General features: G+C 54.9%; 15 protein-coding genes, 4 tRNA genes and 1 rRNA gene. All 20 read left to right on the top strand.

Features of this window, described 5'->3' with window-relative positions:
• Window positions 1–111: ribosomal RNA gene (rrf, locus tag ACFCTO_RS07920) — 5S ribosomal RNA — on the top strand; the annotation flags it as partial.
• Window positions 112–116: 5 nt separating this feature from the next.
• Window positions 117–192, top strand: a tRNA-Trp gene (locus ACFCTO_RS07925).
• Between the two features lie 37 nt (window positions 193–229).
• Window positions 230–306: transfer RNA gene (locus tag ACFCTO_RS07930), tRNA-Arg, on the top strand.
• A gap of 226 nt (window positions 307–532) precedes the next feature.
• Window positions 533–940 (top strand): UPF0158 family protein, encoded by a 408-nt coding sequence (locus ACFCTO_RS07935; protein WP_020310833.1) that lies wholly within the window; start codon window positions 533–535, stop codon window positions 938–940.
• Window positions 941–952: 12 nt separating this feature from the next.
• On the top strand, window positions 953–1,930 hold the full coding sequence (gene thiL, locus ACFCTO_RS07940) for a thiamine-phosphate kinase (RefSeq protein WP_499876682.1): 978 nt from the start codon (window positions 953–955) through the stop codon (window positions 1,928–1,930).
• Between the two features lie 12 nt (window positions 1,931–1,942).
• Window positions 1,943–2,413, top strand: coding sequence for a tRNA (adenosine(37)-N6)-threonylcarbamoyltransferase complex ATPase subunit type 1 TsaE (gene tsaE, locus ACFCTO_RS07945; RefSeq protein ID WP_499876683.1), 471 nt, complete (start codon window positions 1,943–1,945; stop codon window positions 2,411–2,413).
• A complete protein-coding gene (gene tsaB, locus ACFCTO_RS07950) occupies window positions 2,397–3,107 on the top strand; it encodes a tRNA (adenosine(37)-N6)-threonylcarbamoyltransferase complex dimerization subunit type 1 TsaB (RefSeq protein ID WP_020310830.1) in 711 nt (236 codons plus the stop codon). Before tsaE ends, tsaB begins: the two co-directional genes overlap by 17 nt.
• The gene (gene rimI / locus ACFCTO_RS07955) at window positions 3,098–3,571 is read left to right on the top strand and encodes a ribosomal protein S18-alanine N-acetyltransferase (RefSeq protein WP_499876684.1); all 474 of its coding nucleotides are present in this window, start codon (window positions 3,098–3,100) and stop codon (window positions 3,569–3,571) included. Before tsaB ends, rimI begins: the two co-directional genes overlap by 10 nt.
• Before the next feature lie 17 nt (window positions 3,572–3,588).
• Window positions 3,589–4,599 (top strand): tRNA (adenosine(37)-N6)-threonylcarbamoyltransferase complex transferase subunit TsaD, encoded by a 1,011-nt coding sequence (gene tsaD / locus ACFCTO_RS07960; protein ID WP_020310828.1) that lies wholly within the window; start codon window positions 3,589–3,591, stop codon window positions 4,597–4,599.
• A 27-nt stretch (window positions 4,600–4,626) separates the two neighbouring features.
• The gene (locus ACFCTO_RS07965) at window positions 4,627–6,039 is read left to right on the top strand and encodes a sensor histidine kinase (protein ID WP_294025570.1); all 1,413 of its coding nucleotides are present in this window, start codon (window positions 4,627–4,629) and stop codon (window positions 6,037–6,039) included.
• A gap of 3 nt (window positions 6,040–6,042) precedes the next feature.
• A complete protein-coding gene (locus tag ACFCTO_RS07970) occupies window positions 6,043–6,633 on the top strand; it encodes an ANTAR domain-containing response regulator (protein ID WP_292261793.1) in 591 nt (196 codons plus the stop codon).
• Window positions 6,634–6,769: 136 nt separating this feature from the next.
• Complete coding sequence (groES, locus tag ACFCTO_RS07975; protein ID WP_020723787.1) at window positions 6,770–7,051, top strand: co-chaperone GroES; 282 nt, start codon at window positions 6,770–6,772, stop codon at window positions 7,049–7,051.
• A gap of 58 nt (window positions 7,052–7,109) precedes the next feature.
• On the top strand, window positions 7,110–8,741 hold the full coding sequence (gene groL / locus ACFCTO_RS07980) for a chaperonin GroEL (RefSeq protein ID WP_292261791.1): 1,632 nt from the start codon (window positions 7,110–7,112) through the stop codon (window positions 8,739–8,741).
• Window positions 8,742–8,928: 187 nt separating this feature from the next.
• The gene (locus ACFCTO_RS07985) at window positions 8,929–10,125 is read left to right on the top strand and encodes a sugar transporter (protein ID WP_481325221.1); all 1,197 of its coding nucleotides are present in this window, start codon (window positions 8,929–8,931) and stop codon (window positions 10,123–10,125) included.
• A gap of 74 nt (window positions 10,126–10,199) precedes the next feature.
• Window positions 10,200–10,275: transfer RNA gene (locus ACFCTO_RS07990), tRNA-Asn, on the top strand.
• 1 nt (window position 10,276) lies between these two features.
• Window positions 10,277–10,352, top strand: a tRNA-Glu gene (locus tag ACFCTO_RS07995).
• A 364-nt stretch (window positions 10,353–10,716) separates the two neighbouring features.
• The gene (gene ilvA, locus ACFCTO_RS08000) at window positions 10,717–11,937 is read left to right on the top strand and encodes a threonine ammonia-lyase (protein WP_292299174.1); all 1,221 of its coding nucleotides are present in this window, start codon (window positions 10,717–10,719) and stop codon (window positions 11,935–11,937) included.
• A 13-nt stretch (window positions 11,938–11,950) separates the two neighbouring features.
• Window positions 11,951–13,384, top strand: a complete 1,434-nt coding sequence (locus ACFCTO_RS08005) for an amino acid permease (protein WP_481325220.1) — start codon at window positions 11,951–11,953, stop codon at window positions 13,382–13,384.
• Between the two features lie 81 nt (window positions 13,385–13,465).
• Entirely contained in the window at window positions 13,466–13,852 is a 387-nt protein-coding gene (locus ACFCTO_RS08010) for a RidA family protein (protein WP_020309912.1), read from the top strand.
• Window positions 13,853–14,193: 341 nt separating this feature from the next.
• Entirely contained in the window at window positions 14,194–14,664 is a 471-nt protein-coding gene (locus ACFCTO_RS08015) for a CBS domain-containing protein (protein ID WP_481325219.1), read from the top strand.
• Window positions 14,665–14,669 lie beyond the last annotated feature (5 nt).

The following is a 14,669-nucleotide window of genomic DNA, read 5'->3' on the forward strand; positions in this document are numbered from 1 at the left end:
GGCGATAGCTGCGGGGATCCACCTGTTCCCATGCCGAACACAGCAGTTAAGCCCGCAAACGCCGAAAGTACTTGGGGGGAGGCCCCCTGGGAGGATAGGAAGCCGCTGATTTTTGTAGGGGTATAGCTCAACTGGTAGAGTAGTGGTCTCCAAAACCATTGGTTGAGGGTTCGATTCCTTCTGCCCCTGCCAGAAAAAACGGAATGAAGGTCCGCCTTCATTCCCACATGACTCGGTAGCTCAGCTGGATAGAGTGACTGACTACGAATCAGTAGGTCTAGGGTTCGAATCCCTACCGGGTCACCATAGGAAAAAGCTCACGCATTTTGCGTGAGCTTTTTTTATAGTTTGTAGTACGGAGTTTGTAGAAGGTGGCTTTAAATTTAAAAACCTTCACTACAAACTACAAACTGTAAACTTAAAACCCAAAAAGAGGCTGTCGCACGAAGACAGCCTCTTTTGCCCACTTTAGGCCCGGCCCTATCCATGCTATAATAGAGACATCGCAAATTGTGAAAAGGAAGTGTAAGCTATGACAGTACAGCTCGAAGAATTATTGAAAGCCTTTGAACTGAATAATCCCTATCTCAAGTTCTATTTAAATAAAAATGACGGCCATATGGCCTTGGTCACGGAAATCCCCGGTGACGACAAGGCGGAAAATGAAGTCACAGCCAATCCCGATGCGTATATCAAGCTGCCGACCCAGGCCGACCTGGATCTGCCGGAAATGATCAAGGGCTTCGTCCCCATGATGAAAGACCCGAAGCAGAGGGCGGCTTTTCAGCAGTCCATCGAAGCAGGCAAGACCGTTTCCCAGCTGGAACGGGAATTGAAGGACATGGGCCTGGTCCAGTTCTGGTATACCTTCCAGCGCATGGAATTCCGCAAAATCGCCAAGAAGTGGTGTGAAGACAACCACATTGATTATGAAGAATAGGGGAGCTCGGAAATGACGAAGATTTCAGATATCGGTGAATTCGGATTCATTGATGCTATTAAAGAGCATACCCTCTTCCATCCGGAAAACGTCGCCGTCGGCATCGGCGATGACGGTGCCGTCTACACGACGACGCCGGGCTGGCAGCAGGTGGCTGTCATCGACACGATGGTCCAGAACAGTCATTTCATCATCGGTCAGACGGCGACCTGGCATGACGTCGGCTTCAAGGCCGTAGCCTCGAACCTCAGCGACATCGCCGCCATGGGGGCCGTGCCGACCCATATCGTCCTGTCGACAGCCCTGGCGCCGCAGATGGACGTCGATGACGTCATTGACATGTACCGCGGCATCAAGGATATTTGCCGCACGTATGAAGTCAATATCCTCGGCGGCGATACGGTCATGTCCAAAGAAGGCGTCGTCATCACTGTCGCTGCCTTTGGCGAAATCGAAGCCGGGAAGGCCCTGCTGCGCAGCGGAGCCCAGGCCGGCGACGTCATCGCCGTATCCCATACGATCGGCGATTCGGCAGGCGGCCTCGACGTCCTCCTGGCCGGACAGGACGGCTATGAACATTTGAAGAAAGCCCACCAGTATCCGGAACCGCAGATTTCCCTGGGACGCTTACTGGTACAGCATCATTGCCACAGCCTGAACGACATCAGCGACGGCCTGGCCAGTGAATCCAATGAAATTGCCAAGGCCAGCGGCGTCGAACTGGTCATCGACCTGGACCAGGTTCCGACGAGCGCTGAGCTGAAAGCCTGGGCTGCGGCATCGGGCAAGGATATTTGGAAATTCGTCTTTAACGGCGGCGAAGACTATGAACTGGTCTTTACCATGGCGCCGGACGATTTCCAGGCTTTGCAGGCCGTCTATCCGGCTGTGACGCCTATCGGGACGGTCCGCCAGGGGCCGGGCCGGGTCCTGCTCCGCCACGATGGGGGCGAACAGGTCCTGCCGCCGACGGGCTGGACCCATTTTTAGGAGGAGGATATCATGAGCTTTGATGTAGCAACTCATTCAGAAGCGGACACCATCGCTTTGGGCAAAGCCCTGGGGCCGGTCCTCAGCGACGGCGATGTCCTGGCCCTGCGCGGCGACCTCGGCGCCGGCAAGACCCATTTCGTCCAGGGCATCGCCCAGAGCATGGGCATTGACGACGTCGTCGTCAGTCCGACCTTTACCATCCTGAATTATTATGAAAATACTATTCCTCTCCAGCATTTCGATTTTTATCGCTTGGAAGAGGAATATGAATTAGACGATTTGGGATTTGACGACTATCTCGAAAGCGGCGTGACCGTCATCGAATGGTCGGAAAAATTCCCGGACCGCCTGCCTGACGATGCGGCTGTCGTCACCATCGAAAAGACGAGTCCCACGGACCGCCTGTTCCATTTTGACTTCCACGGCAGCCGTTGGCAAGCTGTAGAAAATGAGGTAAAAAAATATGCTCTTAGCCATTGAAACATCGAGCCTCGTATCGAGTGTCGCCTTGCTCCATGACGACACGCTGCGGGCTGAACTCACCATCCAGGCACGGCTGACCCATTCGGAACAGCTCATGCCCCATATTGCCGACATGCTCGACAAGGCGTCGGTCAAGAAAAGCCAGATCGACGGCGTCGCCGTTGCCGTCGGCCCCGGTTCCTTTACGGGCCTGCGCATCGGCCTGGCCACGGCCAAAGGCCTGTCCTTTGCCTGGAACGTGCCTATCGTCGGCGTCACGACGCCGGTCAGCCTGGCCTGGAACTTCGTCGGCGTCTCTGACCGCATCTGCACCCTCATCGACGCCCAAAAAGGCAATGTCTATGCCGGTGTCTATCGCTGGGACCGGACGACGCTGACGACGGAAAAAGAAATCTACATCGCGCCGCGGACGGAAGTCCTGGATACCTTGGAAAGGGAAGGCCAGCCCGTCGTCTTCTGCGGTGACGGCTCCCTCAAAGGGCGCCGGGATATCGAAGGCCGGAGCCCCTTATTCCGCATGGCGCCGCCGACGATGGTCATTCCCCGTGCCGGCAGCGTCGCCCTGGCAGCCAATGTCCGTTTTGCCGCCGGTGACTACGACGACTGCATGACCCTGACGCCGTCGTACCTGCGCCGAAGCGAAGCCGAAGTGCTCTGGGAAAAACGCCACGGCGGTGCCCCATGTCAGTAACGGTCCGTCAGGCCTGCCGGGAGGACCTGCCGGATATCATCGCCATCGAAGAGGCGTCCTTTTCCGTGCCCTGGTCCCATCAGTCCCTGGCGGCGGAACTGGACAATCCCGTAGCCCGCTATTATGTCCTGGAAAAGGAAGACGGGAGCGTCGCCGGTTATGCCGACGTCTGGCTCATCGCCGATGAAGGCCAGCTGGCCAACATCGCCATCCATCCGTCAGCACGGAGCCTGGGCTATGGCGAGATTCTCCTGCGAACGGCCATGGAAGCCCTCTTCCGGGAAGGCTGCACGAGTTTCTTCCTGGAAGTCCGCCAATCCAACGCGCCGGCCCAGGGCCTGTACCGCAAGCTGGGTTATGAAGCCGTTGCCGTCCGCAAGGACTATTATTCCCAGCCTGTGGAAGATGCGTGCATCATGCATTGTCAAAAAGAGAAGTATCAATGGCTCGGCCATTCACTATAGAAAAAAGGATGAAATCTATGTATACCTTAGCTTTAGAAACGAGTTGTGACGAAACGTCGGCTGCTGTCCTCAAAGATGGCCGCCACATCTGCTCCAACATCATATCGACACAGGTGCCGATCCACCGGAAATTCGGCGGCGTCGTACCGGAAATCGCGTCGCGCCAGCACATCGAATACGTCATGCCCATCATCAAGGAAGCCCTTGATACGGCTGGCGTCACCTTGGCAGATATCGACCATATCGGCGTCACTTACGGTCCCGGCCTGGTCGGGGCCCTGCTGGTCGGTGTCGCAGCGGCCAAGGCTATCAGCTTTGCTGCCGATAAGCCCCTGGTCGGCGTCAACCACATGGAAGGCCATATCTTTGCCAACTTCCTCAGCCATCCTGATTTGGAACCGCCGTTCCTGGCTCTCGTCGTGTCCGGCGGCCATACCCAGCTGGTCCAGATCAATGGCTATAATTCGTTCAGACTCATGGGCCAGACCCGCGACGATGCCGCCGGCGAAGCCTTCGACAAGATCGCCCGCGTCATGGGCTATCCCTATCCGGGCGGTCCGCAGATCGACAAACTGGCCAAAGAAGGCGATCCCGACGCCATCGCCTTTCCCAAGGCCCTCCATGAAAAGCACAATTTCGAGTTCAGCTTCAGCGGCCTCAAATCGGCAGTCCTCAACTACCTGCACACACAGGAACAGCGGGGCCAGTCCTATAATGCCGCCGACGTGGCGGCCAGCTTCCAGAAGACCGTCGTCGAAACGCTTGTCGAAAAGACCATGGATGCCGCGGCCTACTGCGGAGCCAGGAAAATCGCCGTCGCCGGCGGCGTCTCGGCCAACAGCGGCCTGGCTGCGGCCATGAGTGCGGCCTGTGCCGACAAGGGCTATGCCTTCTACCGGCCGGAACCGATACTCTGCACCGACAACGGCGCCATGATTGGCTGCCGGGCATATTATATGGCCCTGGACGGCCGCTTTGCCGACTTGACCCTCAACGCCAAGCCGGCCCTGCCGATTACATCGGACTAATCCTGAGAAGAGATGGGGGAATCTTCTATGGCTACACTCGAAGCGGTCTGCCGGACAAGGAGCACCTTGTCGCCCGTGCAGATCCATATTTTACAGAACAGTGAAGAACTCTTGCAGTTCGCCAGCGACTTGTCGCACCGGGAACTCTTCGTCTATGTGCCCGGGCGGGAAGCGGGGACGCTGGTCCTGGCCGCGCACCGGACGCCGCTCCTGCAGAAGGGGAGGCAGACGGAGGCGACTGATCCTGGCGCTGCCTTTTCCCGTTATGAAGAGCCGCTTAATTATCAGGTCTTCCAGGCGGGAACAGCCATGCGCGGTGAGAAAGAAATCGAATACGGCCGCATGGCGCCCATCGTGGCTTATCCCTTCGTCGATAACGGCGGCGGGACGATTGCCGTCATTTCCTTTGTCGGCACAGTCGAAGACAATCGGGAGATTTTGACGGAAACAGCCTTCTTGTCCTTGCAGGTGCCCATGGATTTCCATTCCATGTACCGGCCCTTATCCATCCAGGATGGCGTCGTCCTGGTCAACTGCAACGGCGTCGTCATCTATGCCGACGATATGGCCGACAGCATCCTGCACATGTGCGGCCAGCGCGGGGCCATTACGGGGACCAATATCTATAATACACGCCTCGACCTGACCGGTGCCAAGAAAGCCCTGTCCCAGGCTGAGGGATTGGCCGATGACGTGACCTTAGGCGATGCCGTCGTTTCCCGCCGGGTCATCCCTATCCTGCAGCGCGGCAAAGTGCGCCGGGTCATTTCCATTCTGACTGAGCGGACGGAACTGCATCGCAAGGAAGAAGAACTCATGGTCAAGACGTCGGTCATCAAGGAAATCCACCACCGCGTCAAGAACAACCTGCAGACCATTGCCAGCCTCCTGCGCATGCAGATGCGGCGCACGACGAGCGACGAAGCGCGGGATGTCCTCAACGAGAGCCTGAACCGGATTCTCAGCATTTCCCTGGTCCACGAGACGTTGTCCCATCACGATGAAGAGAACATCGACATTTCCGACGTTGCCCAGAAACTGCTGGGCCTCCTGGCGCACAGCCTGGTCAGCAAGGACTGCCACGTGGAGACGAAGTTTTCCGGCGACACCCTGCCCATGCCGTCTGATGCGGCGACATCCCTGGCCCTGGTCCTGAACGAACTCATTACCAATGCCATCATCCACGGCTTTGAAGGCCGACGGGAAGGCCTCCTGGCCGTCACCATCCGCCGCGACGGGCCGGACGGGGTCATCATCGTCTGTGATGACGGCGTCGGCATGTCCCACGCACCCGTCGATACGGGGCGCAAACATCTGGGCATGGCCATCGTGCGCACGCTCATTGAAAAAGATCTGCAGGGGACGATTGATTTCGATGACGGCGTGCCTGAAGGGACCGTCGTCACCATCCGTTTTCCGTTACCAGAGAGGGGAGAATAACCAATGGGATATCGCGTTGTAATAGGGGATGACGAATCGATCATCCGTATGGATTTATGTGAAATGCTGGAAGATGCCGGCCATACCGTCGTCGGAGAAGCCGCCGATGGCGTCGAGGCCCTCGATTTAGTGCGCAAAGAAAAGCCGGACATCGTCCTCCTGGACATCAAGATGCCCCGCCTGGACGGCATCCACGCGGCCCGCATGATCGGCCACGAAGGGCTGGCACCGGTCCTGCTGCTCACGGCGTACAGCCAGCAGGATATCGTCGACAAGGCCAAGGACTCCGGCGTCCTGGGCTACCTGGTCAAACCGGTCAGTCCGGTCAATCTCTTCCCGGCCATCGAAATCGCCATTTCCCAGTTCCGCCACCAGCGCGAAGTGGCACAGCAGCTCGATGACATGAACGAACGCATCGAGACGCGCAAAGCCGTCGACCGGGCCAAGGGCTGCCTCATGGACCTTTATCATATACCGGAACACGAAGCCTACCGCCGGCTGCAGCAGTACAGCATGAAGAACCGGAAATCCTTGAAAGCCGTGGCCGAGGCGGTCATTGCCAGTGCGGAAAAGATAAAAAGTCAAAAAAAATAAAACGTTTGATGAAAAAGTCAGGGTGAAAGCCTTGACTTTTTTACCTTTAATGGCTAATATATATATTGTAAGTTAGCACTCGGAAGTATGGAGTGCTAATAAAGAGTAGCAACTTACTTTTAAGGAGGAATATAAAATGTTAAAACCGTTAGGAGATCGCGTAGTTATCCGTGTATTGGAACAGGAAGAAAAAACTGCAAGCGGTATTTTTTTACCGGACACTGCTAAAGAAAAACCGAGCCAGGGTGAAGTCGTAGCCGTAGGTCCGGGCAAACTGCAGGACGACGGTAAACGCGTTGCTTTGGATGTCAAAGTAGGCGACAAGATTATTTTCTCCAAATATGCCGGCACAGAAGTCAAGTTCGAAGGCACTAAATATTTGATCGTCAGCGAACGCGACATCTTGGCTATCATCTAATAAATCATTTCGAATCAAACTAAAAAATACTTAACTTTCACATAGGAGTGTGTTCAACATGGCTAAACAGATTTTGTTCAACGAAGATGCACGCCGCGCTCTCGGCAAAGGCGTAGACGCTTTGGCAAATGCCGTAAAAGTTACCTTAGGGCCTAAAGGCCGCAACGTCGTTCTCGACAAGAAATTCGGCGCTCCGACCATCACCAACGATGGTGTCACCATTGCCCGCGATATCGAATTGGAAGACCCCTTTGAAAACATGGGCGCTCAGCTCGTCAAAGAAGTCGCAACCAAGACCAACGACGTCGCTGGTGACGGCACGACGACAGCTACTATCCTGGCCCAGGCCATGATTCAGGAAGGCATGCGCAACGTCGCAGCCGGCGCTAACCCGATGATCCTCAAACGCGGTATCGAAAAAGCCGTCGCTAAACTCGTCGAAGAAATCAAGAAACGTTCCATCGCCGTATCCGACAAGGCTTCCATCGCTCAGGTCGCTTCCATTTCGGCAGGTGACGAAGAAGTCGGCGGCCTCATCGCTGACGCTATGGAAAAAGTCGGCAAAGACGGTGTCATCACTGTCGAAGAATCGAAGACCATGGGCACACAGCTCTCCGTCGTCGAAGGCATGCAGTTCGACCGCGGCTACATTTCCCCGTACATGGTAACGGACCCGGATAAAATGGAAGCTGTCATGAGCGAACCGTACATCCTCATTACGGACCGCAAGATCGCTTCTATCCAGGAAATGCTCCCGGTTCTGGAAAAAGTCGTCCAGGCTGGTAAAGAACTCCTCATCATCGCTGAAGATGTCGAAGGCGAAGCACTGGCTACCTTGGTCGTCAACAAACTCCGTGGCACCTTCAAAGCCGTCGCTGTCAAAGCTCCGGGCTTCGGCGACCGCCGCAAAGCAATGCTCCAGGATATCGCAACCCTCACGGGCGCTACGGTCATCACGGAAGATGTCGGCCGTAAACTCGACAGCGTTACCATGGAAGACCTCGGCACTGCCCGTCAGGTCCGCGTAACCAAAGATGAAACGACTATCGTCGAAGGCCACGGCGATCCCCAGGCCATCAAAGACCGTGTCGCTCAGATCAAAGCTCAGATTGCGGAAACGACGTCTGATTTCGATAAAGAAAAATTGCAGGAACGTTTGGCTAAGATGTCCGGCGGCGTAGCTGTCATCGAAGTCGGCGCTGCTACGGAAGTCGAATTGAAAGATAAGAAATATCGCCTCGAAGATGCCCTCAACGCTACGCGTGCAGCTGTTGAAGAAGGTATCGTAGCCGGTGGCGGCACGACCCTCATCGACATCCTCCCGGCTCTTGACGAATTCGACGAAGACGGCGACGTACAGACCGGTATCAACCTGGTTAAACGCGCTATCGAAGCTCCGCTCCGCCAGATCGCTGAAAACGCTGGCCTCGAAGGCTCGGTCATCGTCGCTAAAGTCAAAGCTTCCGAAGACGGCGTAGGCTTCAACGCCCTCAAAGAAGAATACGTCGACATGGTCAAAGCTGGTATCGTCGACCCGGCTAAAGTAACCCGTACAGCTCTCCAGAACGCAGCTTCCATCGCAGCCCTCGTCCTCACGACGGAAACCCTGGTTGCTGATAAACCGGAACCGGCTCCGGCAGCTCCGGCAGCCCCGGCTGGCATGGGCGGCGGTATGCCCGGCATGATGTAAGATTAGTGTATAGTTTGTAGTTTTCAGTTTGTAGAAGATGGTTTTAAATTTTTAGTCATCCACTACAAACTACAAACTCCAAAAGGCTTGTCGTATAACGACAAGCCTTTTTTTTGCCCTCTTGACTTTTTCCCGGGGACAGCGTACGATGGAATCGTTCTAAATCTATGCAAAGGAAGAATGAATCATGTTTCACGCTATTCCCCTGAAATATGTATTGCCCCTCCTGGGCCTGACTGTGTCGGCGTTCATCTTCAATACGTCGGAATTCATGCCTATCGGCCTGCTCATGGACATTTCTCAGTCCTTCGCGATGACCGAGTCCCAGACGGGCATTATGATCACTGTCTACGCCTGGGTCGTGGCCCTGCTGTCCCTGCCGCTCATGCTCCTCGTCTGCCAGATGGAGATGCGGCGCCTCCTGCTGGGGACGATGGGGCTCTTTGTCCTGGGACAGCTGGCATCGGGGCTGGCCCTGAATTTTCCCATGCTCATGGCAGCCCGCATCGGCGTCGCCTGCGCCCATTCTATTTTCTGGTCCATTGCGGCCCCGATGGCGACGCGCCTGGTCACGCGGACTCATCGGCCCCTGGCCTTGAGCATGATCGTCACTGGCTCGGCTGTCGCCATGATCTTCGGCCTGCCCCTGGGACGGGTCATCGGCCTCTATGCCGGCTGGCGCATGACTTTTCTGGTCATTACGGTAACGGCCCTGGCCGTGCTCATCTATTTGGCCTTTGTCTTTCCCAAGCTGGCCAGCGACGCCTCTTTTTCCCGCGACGACTTGCCCAAGCTGCTCAAGAATCCCGTCGTCATCAGCGTCTATGTCCTGTCCGTCCTGTTTGCGACGGCCTATTTCACAGCGTACAGCTATATCGAGCCCTTTCTCAAGACCGTTGCGGCCTTTAGCGACCAGGGCATCACGTCGACGCTCATGCTCCTCGGCGTCAGCGGCCTCCTGGGGAGTTTCGTCTTTTCCCGGTTTTACAATCATTTCCGCTATGGCGTCATCCGGGCCGGTCTGTTGGGCCTGGTCATCCCGTTCCTCCTGTGGCAGGCCGCTGCGGGCAGGGCAGGGACGATGGTCGCCACCTGCCTGGTCGTCGGCTGTGCGTCGACGCTGTTCAACGTCACCTTCCAGGCCGAACTCATCCGCCACGTCCCGATGGGGGCAGCCCCGGTGGCCATGTCCATCTTTTCAGGCATCTTCAACGTCGGTATCGGCGGCGGGACCTGGATCGGCGGGCAGGTCACGGCCCATGGCCTGCTGCCGTATATCGGCTATGCCGGCGCAACTATCGGCTTAGTCGCTGCCGTATATTGCTTTACGGCCTATTTCCATTTCCTGGGCAGGGTCGGAGAAAGTCATCAAAAAAATTCGTAAAAAAGACTTGCATTTTTCTATCTCTTCAAGTATAATATTAATTGTTCCGATTCGGAACGAGCTTGAAGTGATATTCCTCAATAGCTCAGTTGGTAGAGCAATCGGCTGTTAACCGATTTGTCGTAGGTTCGAGTCCTACTTGAGGAGCCATGGCCCCTTGGTCAAGCGGTCTAAGACATCGCCCTTTCACGGCGAGAACATGGGTTCAAATCCCGTAGGGGTCACCATACGAAAAGGTCCTGTCGCATATGCGACAGGACCTTTTGTTGTTCGTGGCTAGTGATTAGCAAAGTGCTTACGAGTTACTAACGGCTGACTGCTAACTGCTAACTGCTTACGGTTGACTGCTGATTACAAGTCACGAAGAAACTGCCATAAAGGAAACTTCTTCCTTTCGCATCGTTCGATGCCAGCTTATGCAAAATAAGCAATGATGGTTTCTGGTTCAGTAAACACGAATCTCTTTACAACGGACAAATACGCAAATACTCTATTGACAATGGACAGATAAAGGCGTATAGTAAAGGCATAAGCAAACCGTATTTATTCTAACTAACGAAGGAGGGACGCTGCTATTTAGCAGCACATACCATGAGTGAAGAAAAAGTAACCTTACAAATGATCAAAGATGCCCAGGAACGCTTGAAGGGCGTCGCCCAGAAGACAGGCTTGTCGTACAGCAATTCCGTCAGTGACCTAGCAGGCTGTGAAGTCTATTTGAAGCTGGAAAACCTCCAGCGGACAGGCTCCTTTAAACTGCGCGGTGCCTATAACAAAGTCGCATCCCTGACACCGGAAGAACGGGAAAAAGGCGTCATCGCCGCTTCGGCCGGCAACCATGCCCAGGGCGTTGCCCTGGCAGCCAGCGAATACGGCTGCCAGTCCGTCATCTGCATGCCGAAACACGCTCCCTTGAGCAAGATTACGGCAACCCGCGGCTACGGTGCCAACGTCGTCCTCTACGGGGACTTCTTCGACGAAGCCGCTGCCAAAGCCGTTGAATTGACGACGGAACACGGCTACACCTTCGTCCATCCCTTCAATGACCCGGAAGTCATCGCCGGCCAGGGGACGATTGCCCTGGAAATCATCGAACAGCTGCCTGAAGTCGATGCCATCGTCGCACCGATTGGCGGCGGCGGCCTCATTTCCGGCCTGGCCGTAGCAGCCAAGAGCGTCAATCCGAAGATTAAAGTCATCGGCGTCCAGACGGAAAATATGCCGTCCATGAAGGAATCCGTCGAAAAGGGGCAGGTCATCACCTACAACGGCAAGGCTACCCTGGCCGATGGCATTGCCGTCAAGACACCGGGCGACCTGACCTTTGATATCTGCAAGAAATATGTCGATGAAATCGTCACCGTCGATGAATCGGAAATCGCCAGCGCCATCCTGCTCCTCCTCGAACGGGGCAAGACTGTTGCCGAAGGGGCCGGTGCCGTACCGGTAGCAGCCCTCATGAGCGGCAAGATTTCCGGCATCCGCAACAAGAAAGTCGCAGCCCTCGTCAGCGGCGGCAACATCGACGTCAATAATATGACCCGCGTCATCAACCAGGGCCTGATCAAGTCCCAGCGCAAGATTTTCTTCCAGACCGTCATCCCCGACGTACCGGGCGAACTGGTCAAGCTCCTGACCCTCATTGCCGGCACCAATGCCAACGTCCTTTCCATCACCCATGAACGCAGCCAGCACGGCATCGACATGGGCATGACCGCTGTTTCACTGGAACTGGAAACGGCTAACGAAAAGCACGTTGAAAAATTGATGACTATGCTCAAAGACCATCATTATTTTGTTACCTTGAAGTAGTGGAGGCCTGATCATGGAACAGCAGAAAATGGAACGCGGCCTGAAGCCGCGTCACGTAGAGATGATCGCTCTTGGGGGGACGATTGGTGTCGGCCTGTTCATGGGGTCGGCCAACACCATTCAGATGGCGGGACCGTCGGTATTGCTCTGTTATGCCGTAACGGGCGTCGTCATGTTTTTCATCATGCGCATCATGGGGGAAATGCTTTATCAGGAACCGGTTACGGGCTCCTTTGCCACGTATGGGCATAAGTACATCAGTCCTTTCGTCGGCTACCTCACTGCCTGCTCCTATTGGTTCTTGTGGGTCGTCGTCGGCCTGTCGGAAATCACAGCCGTCGGCATCTATGTCCACTACTGGTTCCCATTGCTGCCGCAATGGATATCGGCCCTGGCCGGCATGGCCATCGTCGCTGCGGCGAATATGGCGGCCGTTAAATATTACGGCGAATTTGAATTCTGGTTCGCCCTGATCAAAGTCGTCACCATCATCGTCATGCTCATCGTCGGTGCGGCGGTCATCCTCTTTGGCTTCGGCAACGGCGGCGTCCCCGTCGGCATCAGCAACCTCTGGGTCAACGGCGGCTTCATGCCTAACGGCTGGGGCGGTATGCTGGCGGCCATGTGCGTCGTCGCCGCGTCCTTCCAGGGCGTCGAACTCATCGGCATAACGGCCGGCGAAGCCCAGGACCCGAAACATACTTTGAAGAAGGCCGTCAACAATATCGTTTGGCGTATCCTCATCTTCTACATCGGCTCGATTTTCGTCATCCTCTGTATCTATCCCTGGAATGAAGTCAGCTATATCGGCAGTCCCTTCGTCATGACCTTTGCCAAAGTCGGCATCTCGGCAGCGGCAGGCATCATCAACTTCGTCGTCCTCACGGCGGCCCTGTCCGGCTGCAACAGCGGCATGTACAGCTCAGGCCGTATGCTCTATACGCTGGCCCAGAACGGCCAGGCGCCGAAGATTTTCGCCAAATTGTCACCGACCGGCGTGCCGCGCAACAGTATTGCCGTCACCATCGTTGTCCTGGCTATCGGCGTCATCCTCAACTATCTCATTCCGGACTCCAAATTGTTCCTCTATTTATACAGTGCCTCCGTTTTTCCGGGCATGGTCGCCTGGTTCGTCCTGGCCTATGCCCAGAAAAATTTCCGCAAGGCCTGGGGACCGGAAGTCATGGCGAAACATCCTTTCAAATCGCCGCTCTATCCTTATTCCAATTACTTCTGCATCATTTTCCTGATTCTCGTCACCATCGGCATGATTTACAATCCTGATACGCGCATGTCCATCTTCTCGTCGTGGGTCTACATCGCCGCCGTCATCATCGCCTGGTTCGCCTGTGGTCTGAACAAGAAACAGTACGATAAAGAAGGGCACCTCATCGAAGGGGCTGGAGGAGATGCGGCGACGGTCGCCAAAACTGAATCGGAATCGTGATTATCTGTCGCAGGTCTATGGCTTTCCCTGGGCCTGCGATGTATAATACAGTTAGATTAAAATTAAGGAGATGCATCTATCATGGCAGTTAATGTTATCAGCACGACCAAAGCTCCGGGCGCAGTAGGCCCGTATTCCCAGGCTATCAAAGCCGGTGATTTCCTCTTCGCATCCGGTCAGATTGCCATCAACCCGGAAAAAGGCAAGATCGTTTCCGGCGGTGTCGTCGAACAGGCTGAACAGTGCATGAAGAACGTCGGCGCTATCCTCGAAGAAGCCGGCCTCTCTTACGATGATGTCGTCAAGACGACGGTTTACCTGACGGACATCAACTTCTTCGGCGCCGTCAACGAAGTCTATGGCAAATACTTCCAGAAGAACCTGCCGGCCCGTTCGTGCGTCGAAATCAGCCGCCTCCCGAAAGACGTCTTCGTAGAAGTCGAAGTCATCGCCTATTGCGGGAAATAAGCTGGATTTAGTGGCTCGTGATTCGTGGCTCGTTGTTCGTAGGGCGGCCCGCTGTGCCTTAAATTTAAAACCATCCGCTAACCACTAACAACTAAAAGGGACTGTCGCATGAAGGCTTCTGCTATCATGCAAAATCCTTTAGACTTAAAATTTTTTCGTTCGTAGTTCATCGTTCATCGTGATAGGTTGATATTTTTCATCCCGTACGACAAACGATGAACGACCTACGACCAACGTAAAAAAGCGCTGTCTTCATGCGACAGCGCTTTTTTTACCTCCCAAGCAGGAAATCGGGGGTCTCACGTCTAATACTTATAATATAAGGAAAAGGAGTGATAACTATGTCTAAACGTACGGCATCGGATATTATGGAAAAGAATTTCGTTACGGCAACACCGGAAACGTCGGTCTTCGATTTGGTCAACATGTTCGTCAAGAACCACATTACGGCCATTCCCATCACCAATGAAAAAGATGAGCTCGCCGGCATCGTCACCGATGCGGATTTGCTCTACAAGAAGGTCAAACCTCATGTCCCTCACTATGTCAATCTTTTGGGAGCCAGCATTTATTATAACGGCATCAGCGAATACGACAAGGGGTTCAAGAAACTCATGGCCTGCACGGCGAAAGATATGATGACCAAAGACGTCATCATTGCCGCACCGGATGCGGAAGTCGAACAGATCGCCGGCGTCATGGTGGCTGAACATCTGAAGGTCATTCCTATTGTCAAAGAAAAACACATCGTCGGCATCGTCACCCGCGGCAACATCCTCGATGAATTGTACCGTGAATATGGCGACGACTAGGGAAA

Source organism: Megasphaera indica (genome assembly GCF_046614755.1).
Taxonomy (GTDB): domain Bacteria; phylum Bacillota; class Negativicutes; order Veillonellales; family Megasphaeraceae; genus Megasphaera; species Megasphaera intestinihominis.

Bases quoted from the DNA above. Each gene is read 5' to 3' on its own strand.
- ACFCTO_RS07985 (WP_481325221.1), top strand. From the start codon at position 8,929: ATGTTTCACGCTATTCCCCTGAAATATGTATTGCCCCTCCTGGGCCTG.
- rimI (WP_499876684.1), top strand. From the start codon at position 3,098: ATGTCAGTAACGGTCCGTCAGGCCTGCCGGGAGGACCTGCCGGATATC.
- tsaE (WP_499876683.1), top strand. From the start codon at position 1,943: ATGAGCTTTGATGTAGCAACTCATTCAGAAGCGGACACCATCGCTTTG.
- ACFCTO_RS07970 (WP_292261793.1), top strand. From the start codon at position 6,043: ATGGGATATCGCGTTGTAATAGGGGATGACGAATCGATCATCCGTATG.
- ilvA (WP_292299174.1), top strand. From the start codon at position 10,717: ATGAGTGAAGAAAAAGTAACCTTACAAATGATCAAAGATGCCCAGGAA.
- tsaD (WP_020310828.1), top strand. From the start codon at position 3,589: ATGTATACCTTAGCTTTAGAAACGAGTTGTGACGAAACGTCGGCTGCT.
- groL (WP_292261791.1), top strand. From the start codon at position 7,110: ATGGCTAAACAGATTTTGTTCAACGAAGATGCACGCCGCGCTCTCGGC.
- groES (WP_020723787.1), top strand. From the start codon at position 6,770: ATGTTAAAACCGTTAGGAGATCGCGTAGTTATCCGTGTATTGGAACAG.
- ACFCTO_RS08015 (WP_481325219.1), top strand. From the start codon at position 14,194: ATGTCTAAACGTACGGCATCGGATATTATGGAAAAGAATTTCGTTACG.
- thiL (WP_499876682.1), top strand. From the start codon at position 953: ATGACGAAGATTTCAGATATCGGTGAATTCGGATTCATTGATGCTATT.
- tsaB (WP_020310830.1), top strand. From the start codon at position 2,397: ATGCTCTTAGCCATTGAAACATCGAGCCTCGTATCGAGTGTCGCCTTG.
- ACFCTO_RS07965 (WP_294025570.1), top strand. From the start codon at position 4,627: ATGGCTACACTCGAAGCGGTCTGCCGGACAAGGAGCACCTTGTCGCCC.
- ACFCTO_RS08010 (WP_020309912.1), top strand. From the start codon at position 13,466: ATGGCAGTTAATGTTATCAGCACGACCAAAGCTCCGGGCGCAGTAGGC.
- ACFCTO_RS08005 (WP_481325220.1), top strand. From the start codon at position 11,951: ATGGAACAGCAGAAAATGGAACGCGGCCTGAAGCCGCGTCACGTAGAG.
- ACFCTO_RS07935 (WP_020310833.1), top strand. From the start codon at position 533: ATGACAGTACAGCTCGAAGAATTATTGAAAGCCTTTGAACTGAATAAT.